The sequence below is a fragment of the Agrobacterium deltaense RV3 genome (genome assembly GCF_900013505.1).
GTDB lineage: Bacteria > Pseudomonadota > Alphaproteobacteria > Rhizobiales > Rhizobiaceae > Agrobacterium > Agrobacterium leguminum.
This window is the reverse complement of the sequence record NZ_LT009745.1, coordinates 674241-695190: the sequence shown is the minus strand read 5'-3', so window position 1 is coordinate 695190 and position 20950 is coordinate 674241. Positions and strand designations below refer to the sequence as shown.

Annotated in this window: 22 protein-coding genes; 10 read left to right on the top strand and 12 right to left on the bottom strand. The window is 61.0% G+C overall.

All coding sequences use genetic code 11. The features are described 5' to 3' along the window. Position 1: 1 nt before the first annotated feature. The 3 genes from AGR7B_RS03460 (at position 2) to dxs (ending at position 3504) form a co-directional block, all read left to right on the top strand. Positions 2-256, top strand: a complete 255-nt coding sequence (locus AGR7B_RS03460) for an exodeoxyribonuclease VII small subunit (protein WP_003503059.1) — start codon at positions 2-4, stop codon at positions 254-256. Between the two features lie 305 nt (positions 257-561). After that, complete coding sequence (locus AGR7B_RS03450) at positions 562-1485, top strand: pirin family protein (protein ID WP_065654322.1); 924 nt, start codon at positions 562-564, stop codon at positions 1483-1485. 99 nt (positions 1486-1584) lie between these two features. Further along, a complete protein-coding gene (gene dxs / locus AGR7B_RS03445) occupies positions 1585-3504 on the top strand; it encodes a 1-deoxy-D-xylulose-5-phosphate synthase (protein ID WP_080856026.1) in 1920 nt (639 codons plus the stop codon). Positions 3505-3545: 41 nt separating this feature from the next. Here the strand turns inward: dxs and AGR7B_RS03440 are convergent, their stop codons facing one another. After that, positions 3546-3908, bottom strand: a complete 363-nt coding sequence (locus AGR7B_RS03440; protein WP_080856025.1) for a nuclear transport factor 2 family protein — start codon at positions 3906-3908, stop codon at positions 3546-3548. Positions 3909-4015: 107 nt separating this feature from the next. Between AGR7B_RS03440 and AGR7B_RS03435 the strand changes: the two genes are divergently transcribed. Then, the gene (locus AGR7B_RS03435) at positions 4016-4810 is read left to right on the top strand and encodes a helix-turn-helix domain-containing protein (protein ID WP_080856024.1); all 795 of its coding nucleotides are present in this window, start codon (positions 4016-4018) and stop codon (positions 4808-4810) included. A 5-nt stretch (positions 4811-4815) separates the two neighbouring features. Then, positions 4816-5124, top strand: a complete 309-nt coding sequence (locus AGR7B_RS03430) for a putative quinol monooxygenase (RefSeq protein WP_080856023.1) — start codon at positions 4816-4818, stop codon at positions 5122-5124. A gap of 46 nt (positions 5125-5170) precedes the next feature. Here AGR7B_RS03430 and AGR7B_RS03425 read toward each other — a convergent pair whose 3' ends face one another. The 3 genes from AGR7B_RS03425 to AGR7B_RS03415 are packed head-to-tail and all read right to left on the bottom strand — an operon-like array spanning position 5171 to position 6457. Next, on the bottom strand, positions 5171-5542 hold the full coding sequence (locus AGR7B_RS03425; protein WP_080856022.1) for a nuclear transport factor 2 family protein: 372 nt from the start codon (positions 5540-5542) through the stop codon (positions 5171-5173). Between the two features lie 39 nt (positions 5543-5581). Beyond that, positions 5582-5965: an ACT domain-containing protein gene (locus AGR7B_RS03420; protein WP_080856021.1), complete on the bottom strand. Its 384-nt coding sequence runs from the start codon at positions 5963-5965 to the stop codon at positions 5582-5584. 39 nt (positions 5966-6004) lie between these two features. Continuing rightward, on the bottom strand, positions 6005-6457 hold the full coding sequence (locus tag AGR7B_RS03415) for an Lrp/AsnC family transcriptional regulator (protein ID WP_078051176.1): 453 nt from the start codon (positions 6455-6457) through the stop codon (positions 6005-6007). Positions 6458-6576: 119 nt separating this feature from the next. Here AGR7B_RS03415 and AGR7B_RS03410 point away from each other — a divergent pair, with 119 nt between their 5' ends. Next, on the top strand, positions 6577-7539 hold the full coding sequence (locus AGR7B_RS03410) for a nucleoside recognition domain-containing protein (RefSeq protein WP_080856020.1): 963 nt from the start codon (positions 6577-6579) through the stop codon (positions 7537-7539). A 183-nt stretch (positions 7540-7722) separates the two neighbouring features. Here AGR7B_RS03410 and AGR7B_RS03405 read toward each other — a convergent pair whose 3' ends face one another. Then, complete coding sequence (locus AGR7B_RS03405; RefSeq protein WP_078051178.1) at positions 7723-9744, bottom strand: methyl-accepting chemotaxis protein; 2022 nt, start codon at positions 9742-9744, stop codon at positions 7723-7725. A 268-nt stretch (positions 9745-10012) separates the two neighbouring features. Between AGR7B_RS03405 and AGR7B_RS03400 the strand changes: the two genes are divergently transcribed. Next, complete coding sequence (locus AGR7B_RS03400; protein ID WP_065654332.1) at positions 10013-10765, top strand: TlyA family RNA methyltransferase; 753 nt, start codon at positions 10013-10015, stop codon at positions 10763-10765. Continuing rightward, on the top strand, positions 10762-12012 hold the full coding sequence (locus AGR7B_RS03395; protein WP_080856019.1) for a class I SAM-dependent RNA methyltransferase: 1251 nt from the start codon (positions 10762-10764) through the stop codon (positions 12010-12012). Before AGR7B_RS03400 ends, AGR7B_RS03395 begins: the two co-directional genes overlap by 4 nt. Here the strand turns inward: AGR7B_RS03395 and AGR7B_RS03390 are convergent, their stop codons facing one another. The 3 genes from AGR7B_RS03390 to AGR7B_RS03380 form a co-directional block, all read right to left on the bottom strand. After that, positions 12013-12336 carry a hypothetical protein gene (locus AGR7B_RS03390; RefSeq protein ID WP_003521066.1) on the bottom strand — a complete coding sequence of 108 codons (324 nt, stop codon included), beginning with the start codon at positions 12334-12336 and terminating at the stop codon, positions 12013-12015. An 89-nt stretch (positions 12337-12425) separates the two neighbouring features. Continuing rightward, positions 12426-13184, bottom strand: coding sequence for a crotonase/enoyl-CoA hydratase family protein (locus AGR7B_RS03385; protein ID WP_003521065.1), 759 nt, complete (start codon positions 13182-13184; stop codon positions 12426-12428). Between the two features lie 10 nt (positions 13185-13194). Continuing rightward, on the bottom strand, positions 13195-14979 hold the full coding sequence (locus tag AGR7B_RS03380) for an acyl-CoA dehydrogenase family protein (RefSeq protein WP_080856018.1): 1785 nt from the start codon (positions 14977-14979) through the stop codon (positions 13195-13197). 220 nt (positions 14980-15199) lie between these two features. Here AGR7B_RS03380 and AGR7B_RS03375 point away from each other — a divergent pair, with 220 nt between their 5' ends. Beyond that, a complete protein-coding gene (locus tag AGR7B_RS03375) occupies positions 15200-16195 on the top strand; it encodes a transporter (protein ID WP_080856017.1) in 996 nt (331 codons plus the stop codon). 57 nt (positions 16196-16252) lie between these two features. Here the strand turns inward: AGR7B_RS03375 and AGR7B_RS03370 are convergent, their stop codons facing one another. The 4 genes from AGR7B_RS03370 to AGR7B_RS03355 form a co-directional block, all read right to left on the bottom strand. Then, on the bottom strand, positions 16253-16768 hold the full coding sequence (locus AGR7B_RS03370) for a BA14K family protein (protein WP_065654338.1): 516 nt from the start codon (positions 16766-16768) through the stop codon (positions 16253-16255). Positions 16769-16985: 217 nt separating this feature from the next. Next, on the bottom strand, positions 16986-17447 hold the full coding sequence (locus tag AGR7B_RS03365; RefSeq protein WP_065654339.1) for a BA14K family protein: 462 nt from the start codon (positions 17445-17447) through the stop codon (positions 16986-16988). A gap of 176 nt (positions 17448-17623) precedes the next feature. Next, entirely contained in the window at positions 17624-18700 is a 1077-nt protein-coding gene (locus AGR7B_RS03360) for an FAD-binding oxidoreductase (protein ID WP_425352579.1), read from the bottom strand. Positions 18701-18713: 13 nt separating this feature from the next. Continuing rightward, the gene (locus AGR7B_RS03355; protein ID WP_078051484.1) at positions 18714-19958 is read right to left on the bottom strand and encodes an aromatic ring-hydroxylating oxygenase subunit alpha; all 1245 of its coding nucleotides are present in this window, start codon (positions 19956-19958) and stop codon (positions 18714-18716) included. A gap of 332 nt (positions 19959-20290) precedes the next feature. Here AGR7B_RS03355 and AGR7B_RS03350 point away from each other — a divergent pair, with 332 nt between their 5' ends. Then, positions 20291-20899, top strand: coding sequence for a DUF6656 family protein (locus AGR7B_RS03350; protein ID WP_065654341.1), 609 nt, complete (start codon positions 20291-20293; stop codon positions 20897-20899). Positions 20900-20950: the final 51 nt, after the last annotated feature.

Sequence of the window (20950 nt, the reverse complement as noted above, 5' to 3'; positions counted from 1 at the left end):
CATGACGGAAAATGCCAACACAGCCGATGTCAGCGGTTATTCCTTTGAAAAAGCCGTCGCCGAGCTGGAAAGCATTGTCGCACGCCTGGAACGCGGAGACGTGGCCTTGGACGAATCCATCGCCATCTATGAGCGCGGCGAAGCCCTGAAGAAGCATTGCGAAACACTGTTGAACGCTGCCGAAAAGCGAATCGAGAAGATTCGCCTCGACCGGGCCGGCAAGCCGCAGGGTGTGGAGCCGCTGGACGGGGAGTGATTGTCCGGCAGGCGGAACGTTTGGTTGATTCGACAAACGACCCCACCCTCCCTCATTCCTGTGCTTGTCACAGGAAGCCAGTCGACGCGCGTCTGCGCGGCGGGAAAAGTCTTTTCAGCCCAAGGACTTGGTCTGGCTGGATTCCTGTGACAAGCACAGGAATGAGGGAGTTTGTAGGTTAAGCAGAGTTAAATTCGCTCCCCCCTCATCCGCTAACGACGCACAAACACAGCGTTCGATATCCCGATGCTCCCCCGCACCATCAGTTGTGATAAACTCCCGTTCGAAGATACGAGGAGCAAAATATGTCCTTCTTTCCCGGCAACGATCCCGTCGCGGGTGACGCCTTTGCCTGCGACGCCATCGAAAACCTCATCATTCCGCGCACCAGCGACATTGGCGGCTTTGCCGTGCGCCGCGCCCTGCCGACCCGGCAGCGGCGTCTCGTCGGCCCCTTCATCTTTTTCGACCGCATGGGCCCGGCGATCCTGAAGGCCGGAGAGGCACTCGACGTCAAACCGCATCCACATATCGGGCTTTCCACCGTCACCTATCTGTTCGACGGCGAAATCAAGCATCGCGACAGTCTCGGCACCGAACTCGTCATCCGCCCCGGCGACATCAACCTGATGACGGCCGGGCGCGGCATCGTTCACTCGGAACGCACGCCCGAAAACCTGCGCGGCCATCCCCTTTCCATGTCCGGCCTGCAGACATGGCTTGCCCTGCCAGACCACATGGAAGAAATCGACCCCGCCTTTGCCCATACGGCCAGGGAAGACATGCCGCTGATCGATATCAAGGGCGCTACCGGCCGGGTGGTGATCGGCGAATTCGAAGGCCTCACCTCCCCGGTTTCGGCCTTTACCGATACCCTTTATGTCGACCTGACGCTGGAGCCGGGTGTGAAATTTCCCTTCTCCGCCGATCACGAGGAGCGGGCGATCTATATTCTGTCCGGTTCGCTGGATGTGGCGGGCGATATCTTCGCCGCCGATCAGCTCCTCGTCTTCCGGCCGGGTGACGACATCACGCTTCAGGCCGGCAGCAATGGCTGTCACATCATGATCTTCGGCGGGGCGGCGCTCAATCAGCGCCGCTACATCTGGTGGAACTTCGTTTCGTCATCAAAAGAACGCATAGAGCAGGCCAAACAGGAGTGGAGAACCGGACGCTTCGATATCGTTCCCGGCGACGAAGAAGAGTTTGTCCCTTTGCCGGAAGGTTGAAATTCTATAGAAGTGTACGACATGCAGGAATGGACCTTCGGCTTTCACCATGAAAGCCGCTCCGGTGCCCCCTGCTGACCACGAGAAAAGGCCGAACGATTGACCGGAATGCCCCAGACCCCACTGCTCGACCGGGTGAATTTCCCCTCCGATCTCAAGGAGATCGACGATCGCGACCTGCCGGAACTGGCACGGGAACTGCGCGACGAGATGATTGACGCGGTGTCGAAGACCGGTGGCCATCTGGGAGCCGGGCTTGGCGTGGTGGAATTGACGATTGCCATCCACAAGGTCTTCAACACGCCCGAAGACCGGCTGATCTTCGATGTCGGCCACCAATGTTATCCGCATAAAATCCTCACCGGCCGTCGCGACCGCATTCGCACGCTGCGGCAGGAAGGCGGGCTTTCCGGCTTCACCCGGCGGGCCGAAAGCGACTATGACGATTTCGGCGCCGGCCATTCCTCCACCTCCATTTCCGCCGGTCTCGGCATGGCGGTGGCGGCGGGTCTGGATCAGAGCGACCGCAAGGTGATCGCCGTCATCGGCGACGGCTCGATGTCGGCGGGCATGGCGTTCGAAGCGCTGAACAATGCCGGTGCGCTCGATGCACGACTGATCGTCATCCTCAATGACAACGACATGTCGATTGCGCCGCCGACGGGCGCGATGAGCGCTTATCTGGCGCGCCTCGCCTCCGGCCGCACCTATATGGGCTTCCGCGATTTCGGCAAGAAACTCACCGCCTATCTCGGCAAGACCATCGACCGCGCCATTACCCGCGCCGTGACCCATGCGCGCGGTTATGTGACCGGCGGCACGCTGTTCGAGGAGCTTGGTTTCTATCACATCGGCCCGATCGACGGTCACTCCTTCGATCATCTGCTGCCGGTGCTGCGCAATGTGCGCGACAATCAGAAAGGCCCTGTTCTCATCCATGTGGTGACGCAGAAGGGCAAGGGTTATGCGCCGGCGGAAGCGGCGGCTGACAAATATCACGGCGTCAACAAGTTCGATGTCATCACCGGCGCGCAGGCGAAAGCCAAGCCGAATGCGCCGAGCTATACCAGCGTCTTTGCCGAAGCGCTGATTCAGGAAGCCACCCTCGACGACAAGATCATCGGTGTGACGGCCGCCATGCCGAACGGCACCGGCCTCGACAAGATGGCCGAGCTTTTCCCGGCCCGCACCTTCGATGTCGGCATTGCCGAACAGCACGCCGTCACCTTTGCGGCGGGGCTTGCGGCGGACGGTTACAAGCCTTTCTGTGCGCTTTATTCCACCTTCCTGCAACGCGGTTACGACCAGCTGGTGCATGATGTGGCCATCCAGAGCCTGCCCGTGCGTTTCCCCATCGACCGCGCCGGTTTTGTCGGTGCTGACGGGCCGACCCATGCCGGTTCGTTCGACACGACTTTCCTCGCCACCCTGCCCGGCATGGTGGTGATGGCGGCGGCCGACGAGGCGGAGCTGAAACATATGGTCCGCACGGCAGCGGCTTACGATGAAGGCCCGATTTCCTTCCGTTACCCGCGCGGTGAAGGCGTGGGCGTCGAGATGCCCGCGCGCGGTGAGATTCTTCAGATCGGCAAGGGCCGTATCATCAAGGAAGGCACGAAGGTCGCGCTGCTCTCCTTCGGCACGCGGCTGGCGGAATGCCTTGCGGCTGCCGAAGATCTCGATGCGGCTGGCCTTTCCACCACGGTTGCCGATGCGCGCTTCGCCAAACCGCTCGATCTCGACCTTATCCGCCAGCTTGTGGCCCATCACGAAGTGCTGGTGACCATCGAGGAAGGCTCCGTCGGCGGTTTCGGCGCGCATGTGCTGCATTTCATGGCGAGCGCCGGCCTGCTAGACCATGGTCCGAAGGTACGGACGCTGACCCTGCCCGACCAGTGGGTGGAGCAGGCAAAGCCGGAGACCATGTATGCCAATGCCGGCCTCGACCGGGCCGGCATCGTTTCCACCGTGTTCAATGCACTTGGCCAGCGTCAGGCCGGCGTGGGATTTGCGGGCTGAAAGATTGCGGGGACAGGAGGCGGGACGATCCCGCCTCTGCCTCAGGATGCAGCGCCATCAAGAAAACCGACAACGTTTTCGATCCGCCCCTCCGCATTCAGGCTGACGACATCGGTTCCACCAGCGACATCATCCCCATCAGGCGAAATGAGCCGCCATGAGAAACGGGTGAAATTGCCGTGGCCATCCGGGGTGCCGGCAAGAACGAAACGATATCCCGGAAATTTCTCCCGCGCCGCTTCGATCATCGCGGCGATCCCCTGCTGTCCCTCGCCCTGCATCAGCGGATCGACATAGCGCGTATTTTCTGCCCATTCCTGACCGACGAGATGCCTGCGGCGTTCATTGTCCTCCTCGTTCCATGCTGCGAGATAGGTTTCGGCGATTGCGAGATGCTGCGTCATGATTGCGCTCCTTCTGGTTGGCGGCCCAAACATGCCGGGGGTCGGGAAGCGGAACAATTACCTCAGAGGTAATCGCATTGCCGCTCTCTTCTGCTAGGCTGCGGGGCATGACACATCATCGAGAACATGTCGGCCAGGTGCTGAAGGAATGGCGTGCGCGCCGCAGGTTGAGCCAGCTCGATCTGGCGATGGAGGCGGATATCTCCGCGCGCCATCTGAGTTTCGTGGAAAGCGGGCGATCATCCCCCAGCCGCGAGATGCTCGTGAAACTGGCGGAGCAGCTTTCCATGCCCGCCCGCGCCGCCAACCGGCTGATGCTGGCGGCGGGTTATGCGCCTGTTCATTCCGAACGGCCGATGGACGCGCCCGACATGGCGGCGGCCCGGCAGGCGGTCGAAACTGTGGTGCACGGGCATATGCCCTTCCCCGCCCTTGCCGTTGACCGGCACTGGAACGTCGTTCTCGCCAATGGCGCGATCACGTCGCGCCTGGCCGGCGTTTCAGAAGAGCTGCTTCTCCCGCCGCTCAACGCCTTGAGGCTGAGCCTGCATCCGCAGGGCCTGAGTTCGCGCATCGTCAACCTCGCCGAATGGCGTCATCACCTGCTGGAACGCCTGCGTCGCCAGGTCGAAGAGACGGGAGACGAGGTGCTTTCCCGGCTGCATGCGGAGCTTGCGGCCTATCCTGCACCAAAGGCCTCGCCCCATGCCGCCGGGGCCGACCCCCTGGCCATACCGCTCCAGCTTCGCGATCCGTCTTCGGGCGGCATATTGAGCTTCATTTCAACCACCACGGTTTTCGGAACGGCCACAGACGTCACGCTGTCCGAACTGGTGCTGGAGTGTTTTTATCCCGCCGACGCGGCAACCCGCGAAGCACTGATGCAAGGCACCAAGGAGTAAGACCCGTGCACACCACCTATCTCATCGGCTTTCAGGTCCGCCCCGGCCAGCGCGAGCGCTTTCTCGAATTGCTGAATGCACTGCTCGACGCCATGCGGCACGAAGAGACCTTCGTGAACGCAACCCTGCACCGGGACGGTGAAAACGAGAACCGCTTCCTGCTGCATGAGACCTGGAGCGACCATCAGGACGTCATCGACGTTCAGATTCACCGCCCCTATCGGCAGGCATGGCACGACGCCCTGCCCGGGCTTCTGGACGCCCCACGCGATATTTCCGTCTGGCACCCCATGCGGGCGGATTACGCCGCATAGCGACGTGAATCGTAAGGAATCTCACGCGTGCATCCTTTTAAAGGCGCTAGGATTTTCGCGACAATATCCGCGGTTCGCCGATTTTGAACCAAGCCTTGGCGATCCTGCCGTTCTCAACTTCATAGATGCCGGCAACGTCGACCTCTCCCTTTCCTTCCGGAAAGTTGCGGGTAACCGTTTCGTGGTCGATGACGACATTGTCAACGACAATGCGCGTCAGCAGTTTCCCATAGAGATCCGGTTCCTTGAAGCGCTCGATGTGACGTTCCCGAATCTCTGCCGCGCTTCCTGCCAGAAGCGTCGCCGGGAAAGCGTAATACTGACAATCATCCGCCCACCAGAGCATGAAGGCATCGATGTCACGGGCATTGTAGGCCTCAAGCTGCTTTTGCACCGGCAGTTCGATTTCACTATTCAAAACGCACCTCTTCAAAAAACATCGTGGCGAAATGGATTCCTAGACGAGGGAATGTCCTGCATTTGCCAGCAGGTCGAGCGCTTTCTCCAGATCGTTCGACTTCACCAGCAGATGGTCGCCATCGAAAGTCGAAACCACGAATATTCCTATTCCATTGGTCGACAACGGCGCGATGACCGACAAAACGATACCGGTCTCATCAAAGGCAAACGGGCCTTGAAACTTGAAACACGACCAACCCGCATCGACCCGCACATCAAGCGGTATGCGCTCTGCCCGGCAGACGATGGAAAGCTCGTCATCGGTCCGGGTGACACTGACAAATCCACCGCCATCGGCCCATGCCGGAATGGCTTCGGACGCATGAAGCCGGGCTATCCCATATGAACCGTCCAGAATGTGTAGCTTAACGCGAGGCGCCATCTGGAAATTACCTTTCTGGAAAACCGCGAAGGGCTCCGGTTAAAGCCTTATGGCCGTTTCCTCTTTCGCCGTCTTGATGACGACCATGGTGACAAAGCGCGCAACATTGTGCTGGTCGCGGAAGAGCCGGTCGCACAGGGCGTCGAATTCTTCCATATCCCGCAAGCGCAGCATCAGCACGACATCGGTTGCGCCGGTCACGGCATAGGCCTGCGACACGGCCTCTTCGGCGCTCACAATATCCAGAAAGCGGCGCATATGCTGCTCGCCGTGCAATTTCAGCTCCACCGTCACCAGAGCCTTGATCACCCGTCCCGCCTTTGCGGGGTTGAGGATCGCCACGATGCGGTCGATCACGCCAGACTTGCGCAGCCGCTGCAGGCGGCGCAGGCAACTGGATGGAGATAGCCCGACTTCATCGGCCATATCCACATTCGTGCGCGACGCATCGTTCTGCAAAAGGTTCAGAAGTTTCCGGTCGATCCGATCCATGCCGGCAGCATATCGCTCGCCACTAGATTTGCAATAAAATTGCATGAAACTGCAATCTTTGACCGCAAATGCGAACGCGCCGGGATTAGTGAATGGGAACAACCTTCAGGGAGCCTCACATGCCACTTTTCCTGCCCGTCTGGCAAAAAACGCGGGAAACGCTTGCAATCTACTGGGTGCTTGTGCGGATCACGGTTCCGATTGCCATTCTGACCGAGCTCTTGTCGAGGATGGGCGCGATCGAGGCGGTGGCGCCTGCCTTTGCGCCGGTCATGAACCTCATCGGGCTGCCGCCGGAGCTTGGTCTTGCCTGGCTGACAGCAATGCTGGTCGGCATATGGGGTGCGGTGCCGCTCATCTTCACGCTTGTGCCCGCATCGTCGCTCACCGTTGCGGATATCACCGTTTTTTCGGCACTGATCCTGTTCGCCCATGGCCTGCCCATCGAACAGAAGATCATTGAAAAGGCGGGACCGGGCATGATCGTCACCACGGCGCTGCGCGTCGGCGGCGGATTGCTCTATGCCTTCATGCTGCATTACGTTCTGGAGGCGATGGGATGGCTGTCAGGCCCGGTAAACCCCACCTGGATTGCGATGAGCGCCACGCCTGAATGGACCGCCTATTTCCTCGGCCTCGGGGAAACCATGGTCTGGATGCTCGTCATCCTGCTTGCACTTTCCCTTTGCCTTGAAATCCTAAGACTAACGGGCGTGCTGGCGCTAATGATGAAAGCGCTCTCGCCCCTGCTGCGTCTTGCGGGCATTCGCGGCGAGGCTGAACATCTTACCGCGATCGGCTTGTTTCTCGGCATTTCCTACGGCGCCGGCTTCCTGATCCGCGAGGCGCAATCGGGGACGATCTCGCCGCGGCAGGTGTTTCTGTCCTGCGTGTTCATGGGTTTTGCCCATAGCGTGATCGAGGACACGCTCGTGGTGATGTCGCTTGGCGCGGATGTTTATGGCGTTCTCGCCGGGCGGCTTGTTTTCGCCATTGCCGCGACCGCCGGTATTGCCGCCCTGCTTCACCGCCTGTCGGACGAGCTGTTCTTTGCGCGGATGTTCCGGCTACAGGGCACATAGAGCATTTCAGGAAAAGTGGACCCCGGCTTTCCGTCCGGAAATGTGCCAAAACAAAGAGTTAGAGTGTTTTCGTGCTTCGAAGAAAAGCGAAAAAACTCCAAGCGGCGTTTCCCGTTTGAAATGACCGATGCAAAAAGGGGGCCTTTCGGCCCCCAATCCATAGGTTCAATCTGAAAGCCCGACTCAGAACTCCGTCCAGTCCTGATCCTTGGCAGCCGGTGCTTCGGCCGCACCGCCGAAGGCGCGGGCGAGGCTCTGGCCAAGCGCACGGGCCGGCGAGGCGACAGGCCTTGCGGTTGCGGAGGCCGATTTTACCGGAGCCTTGCGGGCCGGTGCGGCCGGCGCGGACTGGAAGGCGGGCCTGGCGGAAGACTGGCGCGGCGCGGAATAGCCGCCGGCACTGGCAACGGCAGCGCGTGCGCCATCCATTCTGAACTGGCCGAGCAGGCTGTTCAGCGCTTCCGCTTCGCGGGCCAGCGAATGGCTGGCGGCGGTCTGCTGTTCCACCATGGCGGCATTCTGCTGCGTTCCCTGGTCCATGGTGTTCACGGCCGTATTGATTTCCTGCAGGCCGGTGGCCTGTTCGCGGGCAGCAACGACGATGGCGCTGACATGGGCATTGATCTCCTCGACTTCCGCCACGATGAGTTCCAGAGCCTTGCCGGTCTCGTCGACCAGATTGACGCCGTTTTCCACCTGCTGGCTGGAAGCGCCGATCAGCGTCTTGATTTCCTTGGCGGCATTGGCGGAACGCTGGGCGAGTTCGCGGACTTCCTGCGCAACCACCGCAAAGCCCTTGCCGGCATCACCGGCGCGGGCGGCTTCGACGCCGGCGTTCAGCGCCAGCAGGTTGGTCTGGAAGGCAATATCGTCGATGACACCGATGATGTTGCCGATTTCGCCGGAAGACTTCTCGATTTCACGCATGGCGGCGACCGCCTTGCGGACCACGACGCCGGACTTTTCCGCACCGGCGCGAGCGCGCTGGACCAGATTGCCGGCATCTTCCGCGCCGCGGGCGCTGTCGCGCACCGTGGTGGTGACTTCTTCCAAGGCTGCGGCGGTTTCCTCGATGGAGGCCGCCTGCTGTTCGGTGCGGCGCGACAGGTCGTCGGCGGCGGAGAGCATTTCCGAAGCACCGGCATTGATCGCGGCGGCGTTCTCACCGACGGTGCGCAGCGCTTGCTGGAGTTTTTCGACGGCGCTGTTGAAATTCACGCGAACCGGGTCGATGGCGGGCGCAAAGGGCGTCTCGATGCGATAGGAAAGATCGCCATCCGCGAGAGCGGCAAGGCCCTTGCCAAGCTCGGCGCTGGCAAAAGCGCTGGCGGCTTCGTCCTTTGCCTTTTCTTCCTCGTTGCGGCGGCGTTCAGCCTCCGTCGCGGAGCGCATGCGGTCGGTCTCGCCGGCAAGGCGGGATTTTTCCAGCCCGGCTTCCTTGAAGACCAGAACGGCCTTCGCCATCTTGCCGACTTCGTCGCCACGATCCGTAGCGGGAACTTCCGTCGTCAGATCGCCATCGGCAAGCCTGCTCATTGCCGCCGTCATGCCAACGATGGGCGTGACGATGGAGCGCGACAGCGCCCAGATGAGGGCAACGGCCAGAAGACCGGCAACGGCACCGCCACCCAGAAGCGCATATTTCAGGTTCATTGCGGCGGCCTGCTGTTCTGCCGCGTAAGCGGTGGACAGGCCGTTCAACTGTTCCTTGATCTTGGCGGCGGAGGCGCGGAAGCCATCGAGCTGGCCCTTGGCCTGATTGCGGCCGATTTCGATGATTTCGGAAATCGGCGCTTCGGTCGTCTTGCGTGCGGCGATCTGCGGTTCCGCCAGTTCCTTGAAGAACACGGTGGCGGATTTCTGCATGTCGTCGATGGATGTCAGAATGTCCGGCCGGCCGACGGCCAGCGCGCGGGCCTCATCGAGCTTCTTCAGCATCAGGTCGCGCTGGGCGAATACATCGTTATAGGTGCTGTCGCTGCGAAACAGCAGGAAGCCACGCTGATTGACGGCCTGTTCCAGCATGGCTGCCGTCGCGCCATCCACGGCCTGGATGATATCCTTGGTACGGTTGTTTTCGATCGTGACACGCTCGCTCCCCAGCGTCTGCCAGAATACGACCGCGGAAGCGAGCAGGCACACGCTCATCAAGGCACAGAAGGTGGCTATGAGCTTCAGATTGATGGGGAGGTTTTTAAGCGACATCGCAAACTCTCTCGGCGACCCGATGCCTCGAAGCAAGCGTCTGCGCTGCAACGGCCGCAATTTTGTGGATGGGAGGAGATGCCGTCATGGCAGGTTCCGGTGGCCGCACGGGCCTTGTGCACAAAGTGCAATACAAGCCTTTATATTGGATTAATCGAACATTCTGACTTTGCGGTGCAACATCAATGGGCGACAGCGGGCATCGTCGGTCCCTTTCAGCGATAAATCGCTTGCATCGGCGGGGTTTGGCGGTCATTGACACGGGACCATGTCCAAAACATCTGAAAATGAACGGCTTGACCAGCTTCTCGTGTCGCTCGGCCACTTCGCCAGCCGCTCGCGTGCGCGCGACGCGGTTGCACGCGGCACCGTGAGCGTCAACGGTAAAATCGTCACCAAACCGAGCCAGACCGTCGCCGGCGATGCCGAAATCGCCATCAGCGATCCGGCGCAGGCCTATGTTTCGCGCGCAGCGCTGAAGCTCGTGGCCGCGCTCGATCATTTCCGGCTCGATCCGAAGGGCCATGACTGTCTCGATGTCGGCGCTTCGACCGGCGGTTTCACCGAGGTGTTGCTGGAGCGCGGCGCCAAACACGTCACCGCCATCGATGTCGGCCACGGGCAGATGCATGCCAGAATCGAGAACGATCCGCGGGTGACCAATCTGGAAGGGCTGAATGCGCGCTTCCTGACGGCGGAAGATATCGATGACCGGCCCATCGGCTTCATCGTCTCCGACGTGTCCTTTATTTCGCTGAAGCTTGCGCTTGCGCCGGCACTCGAGCTTGCGGAAACCGGCGCTCTCGCGGTTCTGCTGGTGAAGCCGCAATTCGAGGCGGGGCGTGACGCCATCAGCAAGGCCGGACTGTTGAAAGAACCGGAAACGGCGCCTGCCGTGGCCGCCGAACTGGAACGCTGGCTGACCGAGGACATGGGCTGGAAAAGCCTCGGCCTCATTCCCTCGCCGATTTCCGGCGGCGACGGCAACATCGAATTTCTTCTCGGAGGCGAAAAGCCATGAGCACACAGACCGTCACCATCAAGAGCCTCGGCGCGCAGGGCGACGGCATCGCGCACTGTCCCGACGGCCCGGTCTATGTGCCCTTCGCGCTGCCCGGCGAAACGGTCGCGATTGCGAAGGTGAAAGATCACGGCACCGTCATGTCGATAACGGAGGCCTCGGCGGAGCGCCGTGAACCGGCCTGCCGCCATTTCGGCCCCGATGGCAAGAACGGCACCTGCGGCGGCTGTTCGCTGCAGCATCTTTCCGATCAACCTTACCATGCCTACAAGCGGGAGCTGGTGGTTTCGGCACTGAAATCAAAGGGCCTGACGCCGCCGGTGGACGATCTCGTCATCTGTCGCCCCGGCGAGCGCCGCCGCGCGGTGTTTGCCGCCCGCAAGACGGAAAAGGGTCTGCTGCTCGGTTTCAGCCAGGCGAACAGCCATCACATCGTCGCTATCGAGGAATGTCCCGTCACCTCGCCCGGCATCGTCTCGCGGCTGGATGCCATCCGCGCCATCGGGCTTTCCATGGTGGCGAATGCCGAACCATTCCGCATGACCGTTCTCGAAACGCTCTCGGGTCTCGATATTTCGGTCGAAGGCATCAAGTCGGTCAGCGACAAGCAGCGGCGCACCCTCACGGAAACGGTGCTCGCCATGCGCGGCATTGCCCGTGTTTCGCTCTCAGGTGAAATCCTGATCGAACCGCAAAAGCCGATCATCGAATTCGGCGGCGTTGCGGTTTCACCCCCGGCCGGCAGTTTCACGCAGGCGACGAAGCAGGCGGAAGACGCCATGGCCGAGCTGGTGCTTGCCCATATCGGCAAATCGAAGCGCATTGCCGATCTCTTCTGCGGTTCCGGCACCTTCGCGCTGAGGCTCGCACGCATCGGCAAGGTGCATGCGGTGGAAGCAGAAGACAAGCCGCTGAAGGCGCTGGATTTTGCCGCCCGCAACACGCAGGGCCTCAAACCGGTGAGCGTCGAGAAACGCGATCTCTTCCGCCGACCGCTGATGACAAGCGAACTGAAGAATTACGATGCAGTCGTGTTCGATCCGCCGCGCGCCGGTGCGGAATTCCAGTGCAAGGAACTGGCCCGCAGCACGGTGAAGAAGATCGTTGCGGTAAGCTGCAATCCGCTGACGCTTGCGCGCGATCTCACCATCCTTATGGAAGGCGGCTATCGCATCACCCGCGTCACGCCGGTCGACCAGTTCCTGTGGTCGCCGCATGTGGAAGCGGTGGCGACGCTGGAGAAATAATCACCAGGCCGTATCGACCGTGCCGTTACCGACCACGCCCGAGCAGCGGCAGGCGCCGCCCACGCGGCCCCGCTCGATGGGGCAGACATAGGGCCGGCGGCGATTGGCGCTCTCCGGCGGGGTGATGACGCAGACGAAACGGGCGCGGCGCTGGCGGTCGCGATTGCGGCCGGAATAATAATCCGAGCCATCGTCTTCGGTAATGACGGATTGCGCCAGAATGACATTGCCGGCGGAAGCCGCCGGAGGGCGCGTTATCGCCGCCGCTTCAGTGACAGTGGCGGCGCAGAGGAAGACGGACAGGGCGAAAACGACGTGACGCATGCGGGTGGCTTTCGGGCGATGACGTTGCATTATTTAACCCAACCCATATTGCCCGGTTGCTTAACCGCAAGGAATTCCTGCCGGAACGCTTAACGGCGCATGAATGCCTCGAAGGCGGCGCGCGCTTCGGCGCTTTGCAGCTGCGCAATGAAATGACGGCCTTCCTCTTCGATGCGGGCGAGAAGATCGTCCGGGTTGCCGCGAACCAGATCGCGGGCGATCTTCAGCGCCTGCTGCGGTTTGGCCGCGAGCCGGGTGGCAAGCGCCAGCGTTTCGCTCTCCACATGTTCAGGGGCGACGACTTTCCAGATCATCCCGGCCTGCAACGCCTGTTCAGCAGTAAAACCTTCGCCCATGGCAAGCAGTGCAAAGGCGCGCTGGTGTCCCATGAGTTTCGGCACGAGCAGGCTGGAGGCCGCTTCCGGCACCAGAGCGAGATCCACGAATGGGGTCTTGAACAGGCTGCGGCTGGAAGCGACCGTCAGGTCGCAATGCAGGTTCAGCGTCGTGCCGATGCCGATGGCGAGCCCGTCGACGCCGGATACCATGGGCTTTTCGAAAGCGACGAGCGCTTTCAGAAGCTCGAGCGCGGCGAGCTTGCCCTTTCCGCCCGACATGGCGAAGGCCAGAAAATCGGCCATGTCGTTACCGGCGGAGAAGCAGCCTTCCGTGCCGAGAAAGGCGACGACGCGGATTTCCGGGTCCGCATTGGCAGCGTGGAGGGCGTCTGCCATGCGCAGATACATGGCATCGGTGATGGCGTTTTTCTTGTCCGGCCGGTTGAAGCGGATGGTCAAAACTTCCGGCGCATGGCCGACGCGCTCGACGAGAATGTGTTCGTCCGACATCTGAGCCTCCTCAAGCCAATACGGTGCGGGCGGCGGCAAGGCTTGCCGCGCCGGCGATAACGCGGTCCTTCAGCGCTGCCGTTTCCGCCAGCAGATTTTCCGCCGCGAAACGGCAAAGGGCTGCGCGATGCCCGCTCCTGCCATCATCGACGGCGGCCAAAGCGCCCTTGGCGAGATAGGCGCCGGTGAGCGCCAGGCCGAAAAGGCGCTGATAGGGTGTCGCGCCGGCGAGCGCGGTTTCGGTTTCGCCTGCCTTGATGCGGTCCAGCAGCCAGTCGGTCGCCGTTTCCAGATCGGCAAGGCTTGCTTCGAGATAACGGCCTGTCTCGCCGAGATCGTCGCGGTTCGAAGCGGCTGTGCGGGCGGCGACCTCACGCAATTCGGCGATGAAACCGCGCACCTGCGCGCCTTCGGAGAGCGGCAGCTTGCGCAGCACCAGATCGATGGCCTGAATGCCATTGGTGCCTTCATAAATCGGCGCGATGCGGGCATCGCGCAGATAACGCGCAGCACCGGTCTCCTCGATAAAGCCCATGCCGCCATGCACCTGAATGCCCATGGAGGCGACATCGACGCCGGCATCGGTGGAGAAGGATTTGGCGATGGGTGTCAAAAGGGCAGCGCGCTCCTGCCAGTGAGCGCGCTGCGGGGCGTCTTCGCTCGCATGCGCCATGTCGATGGCGTGCGCGCAGCTGAAGGAAATTGCCCGCGATCCTTGCGTCAGCGCCTTCATCGTCAGAAGCGTTCTGGCGATATCGGGGTGTTCGATGATCGGGCTCATGCCGGAACCCTGCCAGCCGGGCGCCTTGCCCTGCGTGCGCTCCCTGGCGTATTCGATGGCCTTCTGGGTGGCGGCTTCGCAGATCGCCACGCCCTGCATGCCGACGGCAAGGCGGGCGTTGTTCATCATGGTGAACATGCAGGCGAGACCCTTGTTCTCTTCACCGACCAGCCAGCCAAGAGCGCCCTTCTCTTCGCCGAATTTGCCATCGCCGAAGATCATCGTGCAGGTGGGCGAGCCGTGAATGCCGAGCTTGTGTTCGAGCGAATGGCAGAACAGATCGTTACGGCTGCCCGGCGCACCGTTGTCATCGGGCAGGAATTTCGGCACGAGGAAAAGCGAGATGCCGCGCGTGCCGGCCGGCGCATCCGGCAGGCGGGCGAGAACGAGGTGGATGATATTGTCCGCCGCGTCGTGTTCGCCCCAGGTGATGAAAATCTTCTGGCCGAAGATGCGGTAGGTGCCGTCGCCATTGCGCTCCGCCCGGGTCTTCAGGACGCCGAGATCCGAACCCGCATGCGGCTCGGTGAGGTTCATGGTGCCGGTCCATTCGCCGGAGACGAGTTTCGGCAGATAGGTGCGCTTGAGGTCATCGCTGCCGTGGGCGACAAGGGCTTCCACCGCGCCCATGGTCAGCGTCGGGGCCAGCGCAAAGGCCATGGAGCCGGAATTCCACATTTCGAGTGCGGCGACATTCAGCATATGCGGCAGGTTCTGGCCGCCGAATTCTTCCGGCGCCGTCAGGCTGTTCCAGCCCGCTTCCGCCCAGCGGCGGTAAAGATCGGGCCAGCCATCCGGAGTCGTCACCTCGCCGTCGGCAAGCTTTGCGCCCTGGCGGTCGCCGATCTCGGCGAGCGGCGCGACCTCTGCGGTGGCGAAACGGCCGGCTTCGTGCAGAATGGCATCGACCAGATCTTCCCCAAGGTCTCCCAGCGCACCCGCAGACAGCGCGTCTTCAAGACCCGCTACATGTTTGAGTGTAAAGGCGATATCGTCCACCGGCGCGCTATACATGCTGCCTCCTCCCGAAGCTCTGGCATCTTGCTACTGCCTTCGGGCTAAATGATTTTTACGTAAACGTCAATTTGAAAATTCCCGTCATTTCGGCGGGATTGTTATAAAACTGTCATATGAATTTGCTCAGCATGCGCTGAAAGGCGCCTCGCCGCCGCCGCTCCCACACCGGAACGACGGACGCCTCCCTCCTCCCATCCAGCCGGTCAGGACTGCCACGATGGATCTCGTAACGCCCGTTATTCCCGGCCTTGTCTGGGCCTATCAGTTTCATCCCGGCACAGCCCCGTGCCGGCGGCTCGCGCCCGATGCCGGCTTTCACGAAATGGCCGAGTGCGAAGGGTTCTTCTGGCTGCATCTCAACCTCGCCGATCAGCGTGTGGCGGCTTTTCTCGAGACCATCGAAGGTCTCGATCCGGCGGCGCGGGCAAGCCTTACGACCCATGAGACGCATCCGTCCATCGTGGTCGATGAAAAATCGCTTTACGGCACGCTTGTCGATTTCCAGCGGGAATTCGACAAGGAAACGCGCGATTTCGGCTGGCTGCATTTTGCGGTGAGCGACCGTTTCATCATCACCACCCGCCTGCAGCCGCTGCATTCGGTGGACCGGCTGAAAGCGGCGATCGACAAGAATTCCAACCGTTACCTCACGCCATCGCATGTGTTCGAGGGGCTGGTGGCGGAATTCCAGCGCTCGCTCATCAATCTGGTGATGGAGACGACGGAAGAACTGAACGCCATCGAGGATATGGTCTATGACAGCGAGAACCGTGACGAACGGCGGCGTCTTGCCCCGCTGCGCCGCACGGTGGTTCGCCTGCACCGGCATCTGCGCACCGTGCTGACCCTGATGCGGCGGGCTTCGGCCGCCGATGATGACGAGATGCCGAATGGTTTCGAGGATGTCGCCTCACGCCTGATGGGCCGTCTGGAGGCTGTCGACCACGATGTCTACGCCCTGCAGGAGCGGGCAAGGCTGCTGCATGAAGAAATCGATTCCAAACTCTCGTCCGAAACCAACCGGCACCTTTATATCCTGTCGCTGATGACGGCATTCCTGCTGCCGCCCTCGCTGGTCACCGGTTTCTTCGGCATGAATACGGATGAGCTGCCGTTTACCGTCGGCACGGGCGGCACATTGTCGGCCAGCATCTTCATCGCGATTTCGGTTGCTCTCGCCTGGTTCGTGCTGAAACGCGCGCGAATCCTGTAACGCAAAGAGCCGCCCGGCAATGACCGGACGGCTCTTTCAATTTCAGCCTGTATTCTATCAGCTGTAAGGCGAATAGCAGGGCTGGCGCGGACCATGGTAAGGCTGGAACGTGTTGCTATAGGCATCGTAGGAACGATAACGGCCATAGCACCAGTTCACATGCGCCTGGCTCAGCCCGCCGCGGCGGACCGGGCGATATTCGCGATAGACCGGGCGCGGACGATATTCCGGTACCGGGCGGTACACTTCACGCGGCTGCGAGAGTGCGCCGCCGATGATCGCGCCCGTCGCAAAGGCTGCGAGCGGGAACCAGTAACCGTCATGGTGACGATAGCCCGGACGGTAATCGCGATAACCACGGTGGCCGCGATACCAGCCGCGGCGATCGCCCCAGCCATCGCGATCACGCCAGTATTGGACGTTGACGATGTTCTTGCTGGCGTCGTTGCCGGTGGATTCAACGCTCTTCGGCGCGACGGGCACCGGCATGGCGGCTTCGGCCGGAACGATCGCGCCTGCAACCACGATTGCAGAAAGACCGACAGCCAGGATATTCTTCACATAGCTTTTCATCTGACTTCCTCCATTCACGACGGTCGACAGGCCGTATAACGTGAATTTCTGTTGTTCTGATTTCCGCCTTTGTGTGGGCGGTGTCGTATACTTCTACAGCCTAGGGACGTGTGGCTGAACCCACGATTAACGGAGCGATCACGCTTCGTTTATCAAAACCCCGACAATTCCGGGCTCAGACAAAAGCCCGGTAAAGACCGGGCTTTTGCTTTTGCAATTAACGGCTGTATGGCGAGACGCAGATGCGACGCGGGCCGCTGTTGGGCTGATAGGTGTTGTCGTAGGCGCGATACGAACGCCAGCGGTTCTGACACCAGGAGACATGGCTGCCGCCATACGCCGGACGGGGCTGCTGCATTGCGCCGCCGATGATAGCGCCGGTGGCGAAAGCAGCGAGCGGGAACCAGTAACCGTTGTGATAACGGTAGCCCGGACGACGGTCACGGTAGCCGCGGTGACCATTGTAAAACCCGTCGCGATGCGGGGGCGGACGACGCATATGACGACCGTCCCAATGGCGGCGGCGATCCCACTCACGGTACTGTACGGGCACAACGTTTTCGGTGGCTACCGCCGGCTTGGAGATTGGCACCGGCACCTGAAACGCCTGCGATGGCGTGAAGCTGGTGAAGAACACGACAATCGCTGTAGCGACGCTCGTTGTCCGGAAATTCAGCATGATCTTCCTCCATTTGCTTTGACGCCTTTGTCAGCGCCTTTCACCGCCCTCTTGCCGGAGATCAGGGTCAGCCCCTTGCCCGAGAAGAATTCGATGACGTGCAAACGAGTTTCGGAAAATTTGGTTCCAAGACACCCATCCGGTGAAAGACGTATGAAATGAAACGCCTGCTCGTATCAGGCTTCCACCTTTACGTCGGTCAACGGGCGTGAGCAGCAGGCGAGAATATAGCCCTCCTCGATTTCCTCATCGAGAATGCCGCCATTGTGGTTCATCTCTACCTCACCGGAAAGCTTCAGCACCCGGCAGGTGCCGCAAATCCCCGATTCGCAGGCCGCCCCGATACGGACCCCGGCGGCGCGCGCCGTCATCAGAACCGTCTGGCCGGGCTGGCAGGGCATTTCTTTGCCGGAAAGGGTGAAACCAACCATCGACAGCGTTTCGCCATCCACACCGGTGAGAACTGTTTCACCAACGGTGACCGGCGCGGCCGGCGCGAAGCTCTCCTGATGATAGCGGCTCATGTCGAAGCCGGAGGCATCGAGCATCGAGCGGACGGCGGCCATGAACGGCTCCGGCCCGCAGCAGAAGACGGTGCGCTCCATGAAATCATGCGCGAGCAGCGCAATCTTGGCCTTGTCGACCATGCCCTTCAGGCCGGACCACAGATCGGTGCGGCCGCATTTCTCGACAATGAAGCCGAGAGACAGGTTCGGCATGAAGCGGGCGAGATATTCCAGCTCGTGACGGAAGACGATATCGCCGGGTGTGCGCGAACAATTGATGAAGGCAATATCGCTCTGCGGGGCGCGGTCGCTCATATCGCGCACCATCGACATCATCGGCGTAACGCCGGAGCCTGCCGAGATGAACAGATATTTGTCGCCGGGATGTTTGACGTAGGAAAAGTCGCCGAGCGGCCCGAGCGCCCGGATTTTCATGCCGGGCTTCAGATTGTCGAACATCCAGCGCGTGCCGATGCTGTTGGCCTGCGCCTTGACCGTCACCGACAGCGCATAGGGTCGCGACGGGCTGGAGGACAATGTGTAGGTGCGGTAAAGCGGCTCCTTGCCCACCGGCAATTCCAGCGTGACGAACTGCCCCGGCAGATAACGGAACCAGTTCTGATCCTCCGAGCGGAACAGGAAGGTCATCACATCAGGCGTCTCGGGCGTCACCGAGATGCACTCCAGAAGCTGGAGCTTGTCGCTCCATGGCTTCATCTCGTCAACATGCTTATAGGTCACAACCATATTCATCTTCGCATCACGCTACAGCCGAAAGCCGGGCCTTATCGCCGGAGAGCCGGTCGACCATGAAATCGGAGTACCAGTTGACGAACTGCATCACGCCGCCCTCGTCCTCCATGGAATAGGGGCCCGGCTCATAGGCAGGGGAACGAATGCCGAAGGCATTTTCCTCGACGATGCGGCGGTCCTGATCGTTGGTCTCGTTCCAGACATGGGTGAGGTCCTCGAGATCGTAATCCACGCCTTCGACGGCATCCTTGTGCACCAGCCATTTGGTGGTGACCATGGTTTCCGTGGCGCTGAGCGGCAGCACCCGGAAGGAAATGGTGTGGTCGCCGAGGAAGTGGTTCCAGGTCGTCGGATAATGGAACAGGAGCAGCGCGCCGATATGGCTGATGCTGACATCGTCAGACAGCGGCCGGCGCACGGCGCGCTTGCCGGACATGGTGTAGCTTTCCGCCTCGCCGATCAGCGGCATGCGGGCGACGCGGAACTGGCCCTTTGGGTCGATCTTGAAACGGCTCGGCAGGCCGGCGGCCTCGCAGCGCGCCCAGTGGCCGCCGATCTCGGGATCGCTCGCCCCGCCGTCCGTTCCCGTGACGCTCGGGTTTTCGGGATAGGTGCGGCAGAGTTCCGGATGGTTGGCGGCGCAATGGTAGCACTCGCGGTTATTTTCCCAGACGAGCTTCCAGTTACCCTTTTCGATGATCGTGCTCTCATGCGCGACCTTCGCCTCCCAGATGCGGTGCGGCGCCATGTAGCTCTCGACTTCCTTGCGCATGGGCTCGAAATCGGCCGGCTGATCGGCAAGGCAGATGAAGACGTAACCGGCGACGGTTTCGCAGGCGACCGGCTTCAGGCCGAAATCGCCCTTGTCGAACTCTTCGCCCATATGGCGCGCAAACAGCAGCTTGCCGTCAAGATCGTAGGTCCACTGGTGATAGGGACAGACGAGGCGGGCAGACTGGCCCTTCTGCGTGGTGCAGACGCGCGAGCCGCGATGGCGGCAGGAATTGTGGAAGGCGCGGATCTGCCCGTCACGGCCGCGAACGATGACCACCGAATAGGCGCCGACCTGCACGGTGAAATAGCTGCCGGACTTCTGCACTTCGCAATCATGGCCGACAAACAGCCAGTCTCGATACCAGATCGTTTCCATATCCAGCTTGAAATAATCCGGGTCCGTGTAGAAGGGCTGTTCCAGGCTGAAGCCTTCGCGGCGGTTTTTCAGCTGGCGCAATACGGTATCACGCAATTCCATGGCCAAATCCTCGATCAAACCGCCCTGCCCGACACCATTTGCGGGGTTGCGGAAGCATGTGCTCATCTAAACACCGGCGCTCATTTGCGGCAGCACAAACAGCGACATTACCTTCCGCATTGGCGACAAATTGCGACATGCGCAATTCGCCCTCTCAGCCCATTCCGCTGGGAAATCCAACAGCTATTCAATGACGGAAATGACGTCGCAATATGACGCATGATGGCGCGCGTCCTGCTCCCCACCCGTTAGAAAACGGGGGATGCGGCGCAACGGAGTATTAACGCGCCCTAAATTATCTTGCCGGATCGACAGCAACGAGGGTGTTCCCGGTGGAGAAGGCGACACGCATACGCTATTTCGATGCGAGCAGGCATTCGGTCACACCGATACGCTCGAAGACCGCGCATTCCGATTTCCTGCGGACAGGGCGTATCAGCCGTTATGAAGAACGATGGCTGCCGAAAGAACGCGTCTATTACAGCCATGACGAAGTGGCTGCGCTGACCGGGCGAAAGCTGGAAGCTGCCGCCGATGCCACCCATAGCCGTCTGAACGGCTTTCACCAGTCCATCCGTTTTCCCAAGATGGTTTTTCACCATCTGCTCAATGACCGGCCGCATCTCGGCTATTGTCACGTCACGGCGGCGAAAACCAGCTTCGATGCCGAGCGCCATGTGCTCTGGTCCTTCTATTTCGCGAATTTCTTCGCTGAGCTGAGCGGGGCCGAAAACTTCTTCGAAAATATCGATGCGCGCTATTCCCGGATGTATTTCGCCGTCGCCATCAACGCGCTTCCCGATCAGGAACTCGCCGTCGATACCTCCGTGCATCGCGGCGGCCTGCTGTTCCAGACCCACGATCCGCGGGTGGCGCTGAAAAACGTGCTCATGCTCGGCGCGCGGTCCGAGGAGATGCGCAGGATCATCAAGGCGATATAAAACTTTCCATAGGCCTCTGAAATACGCTATTGACCGCCCTGAAAGGCAGCA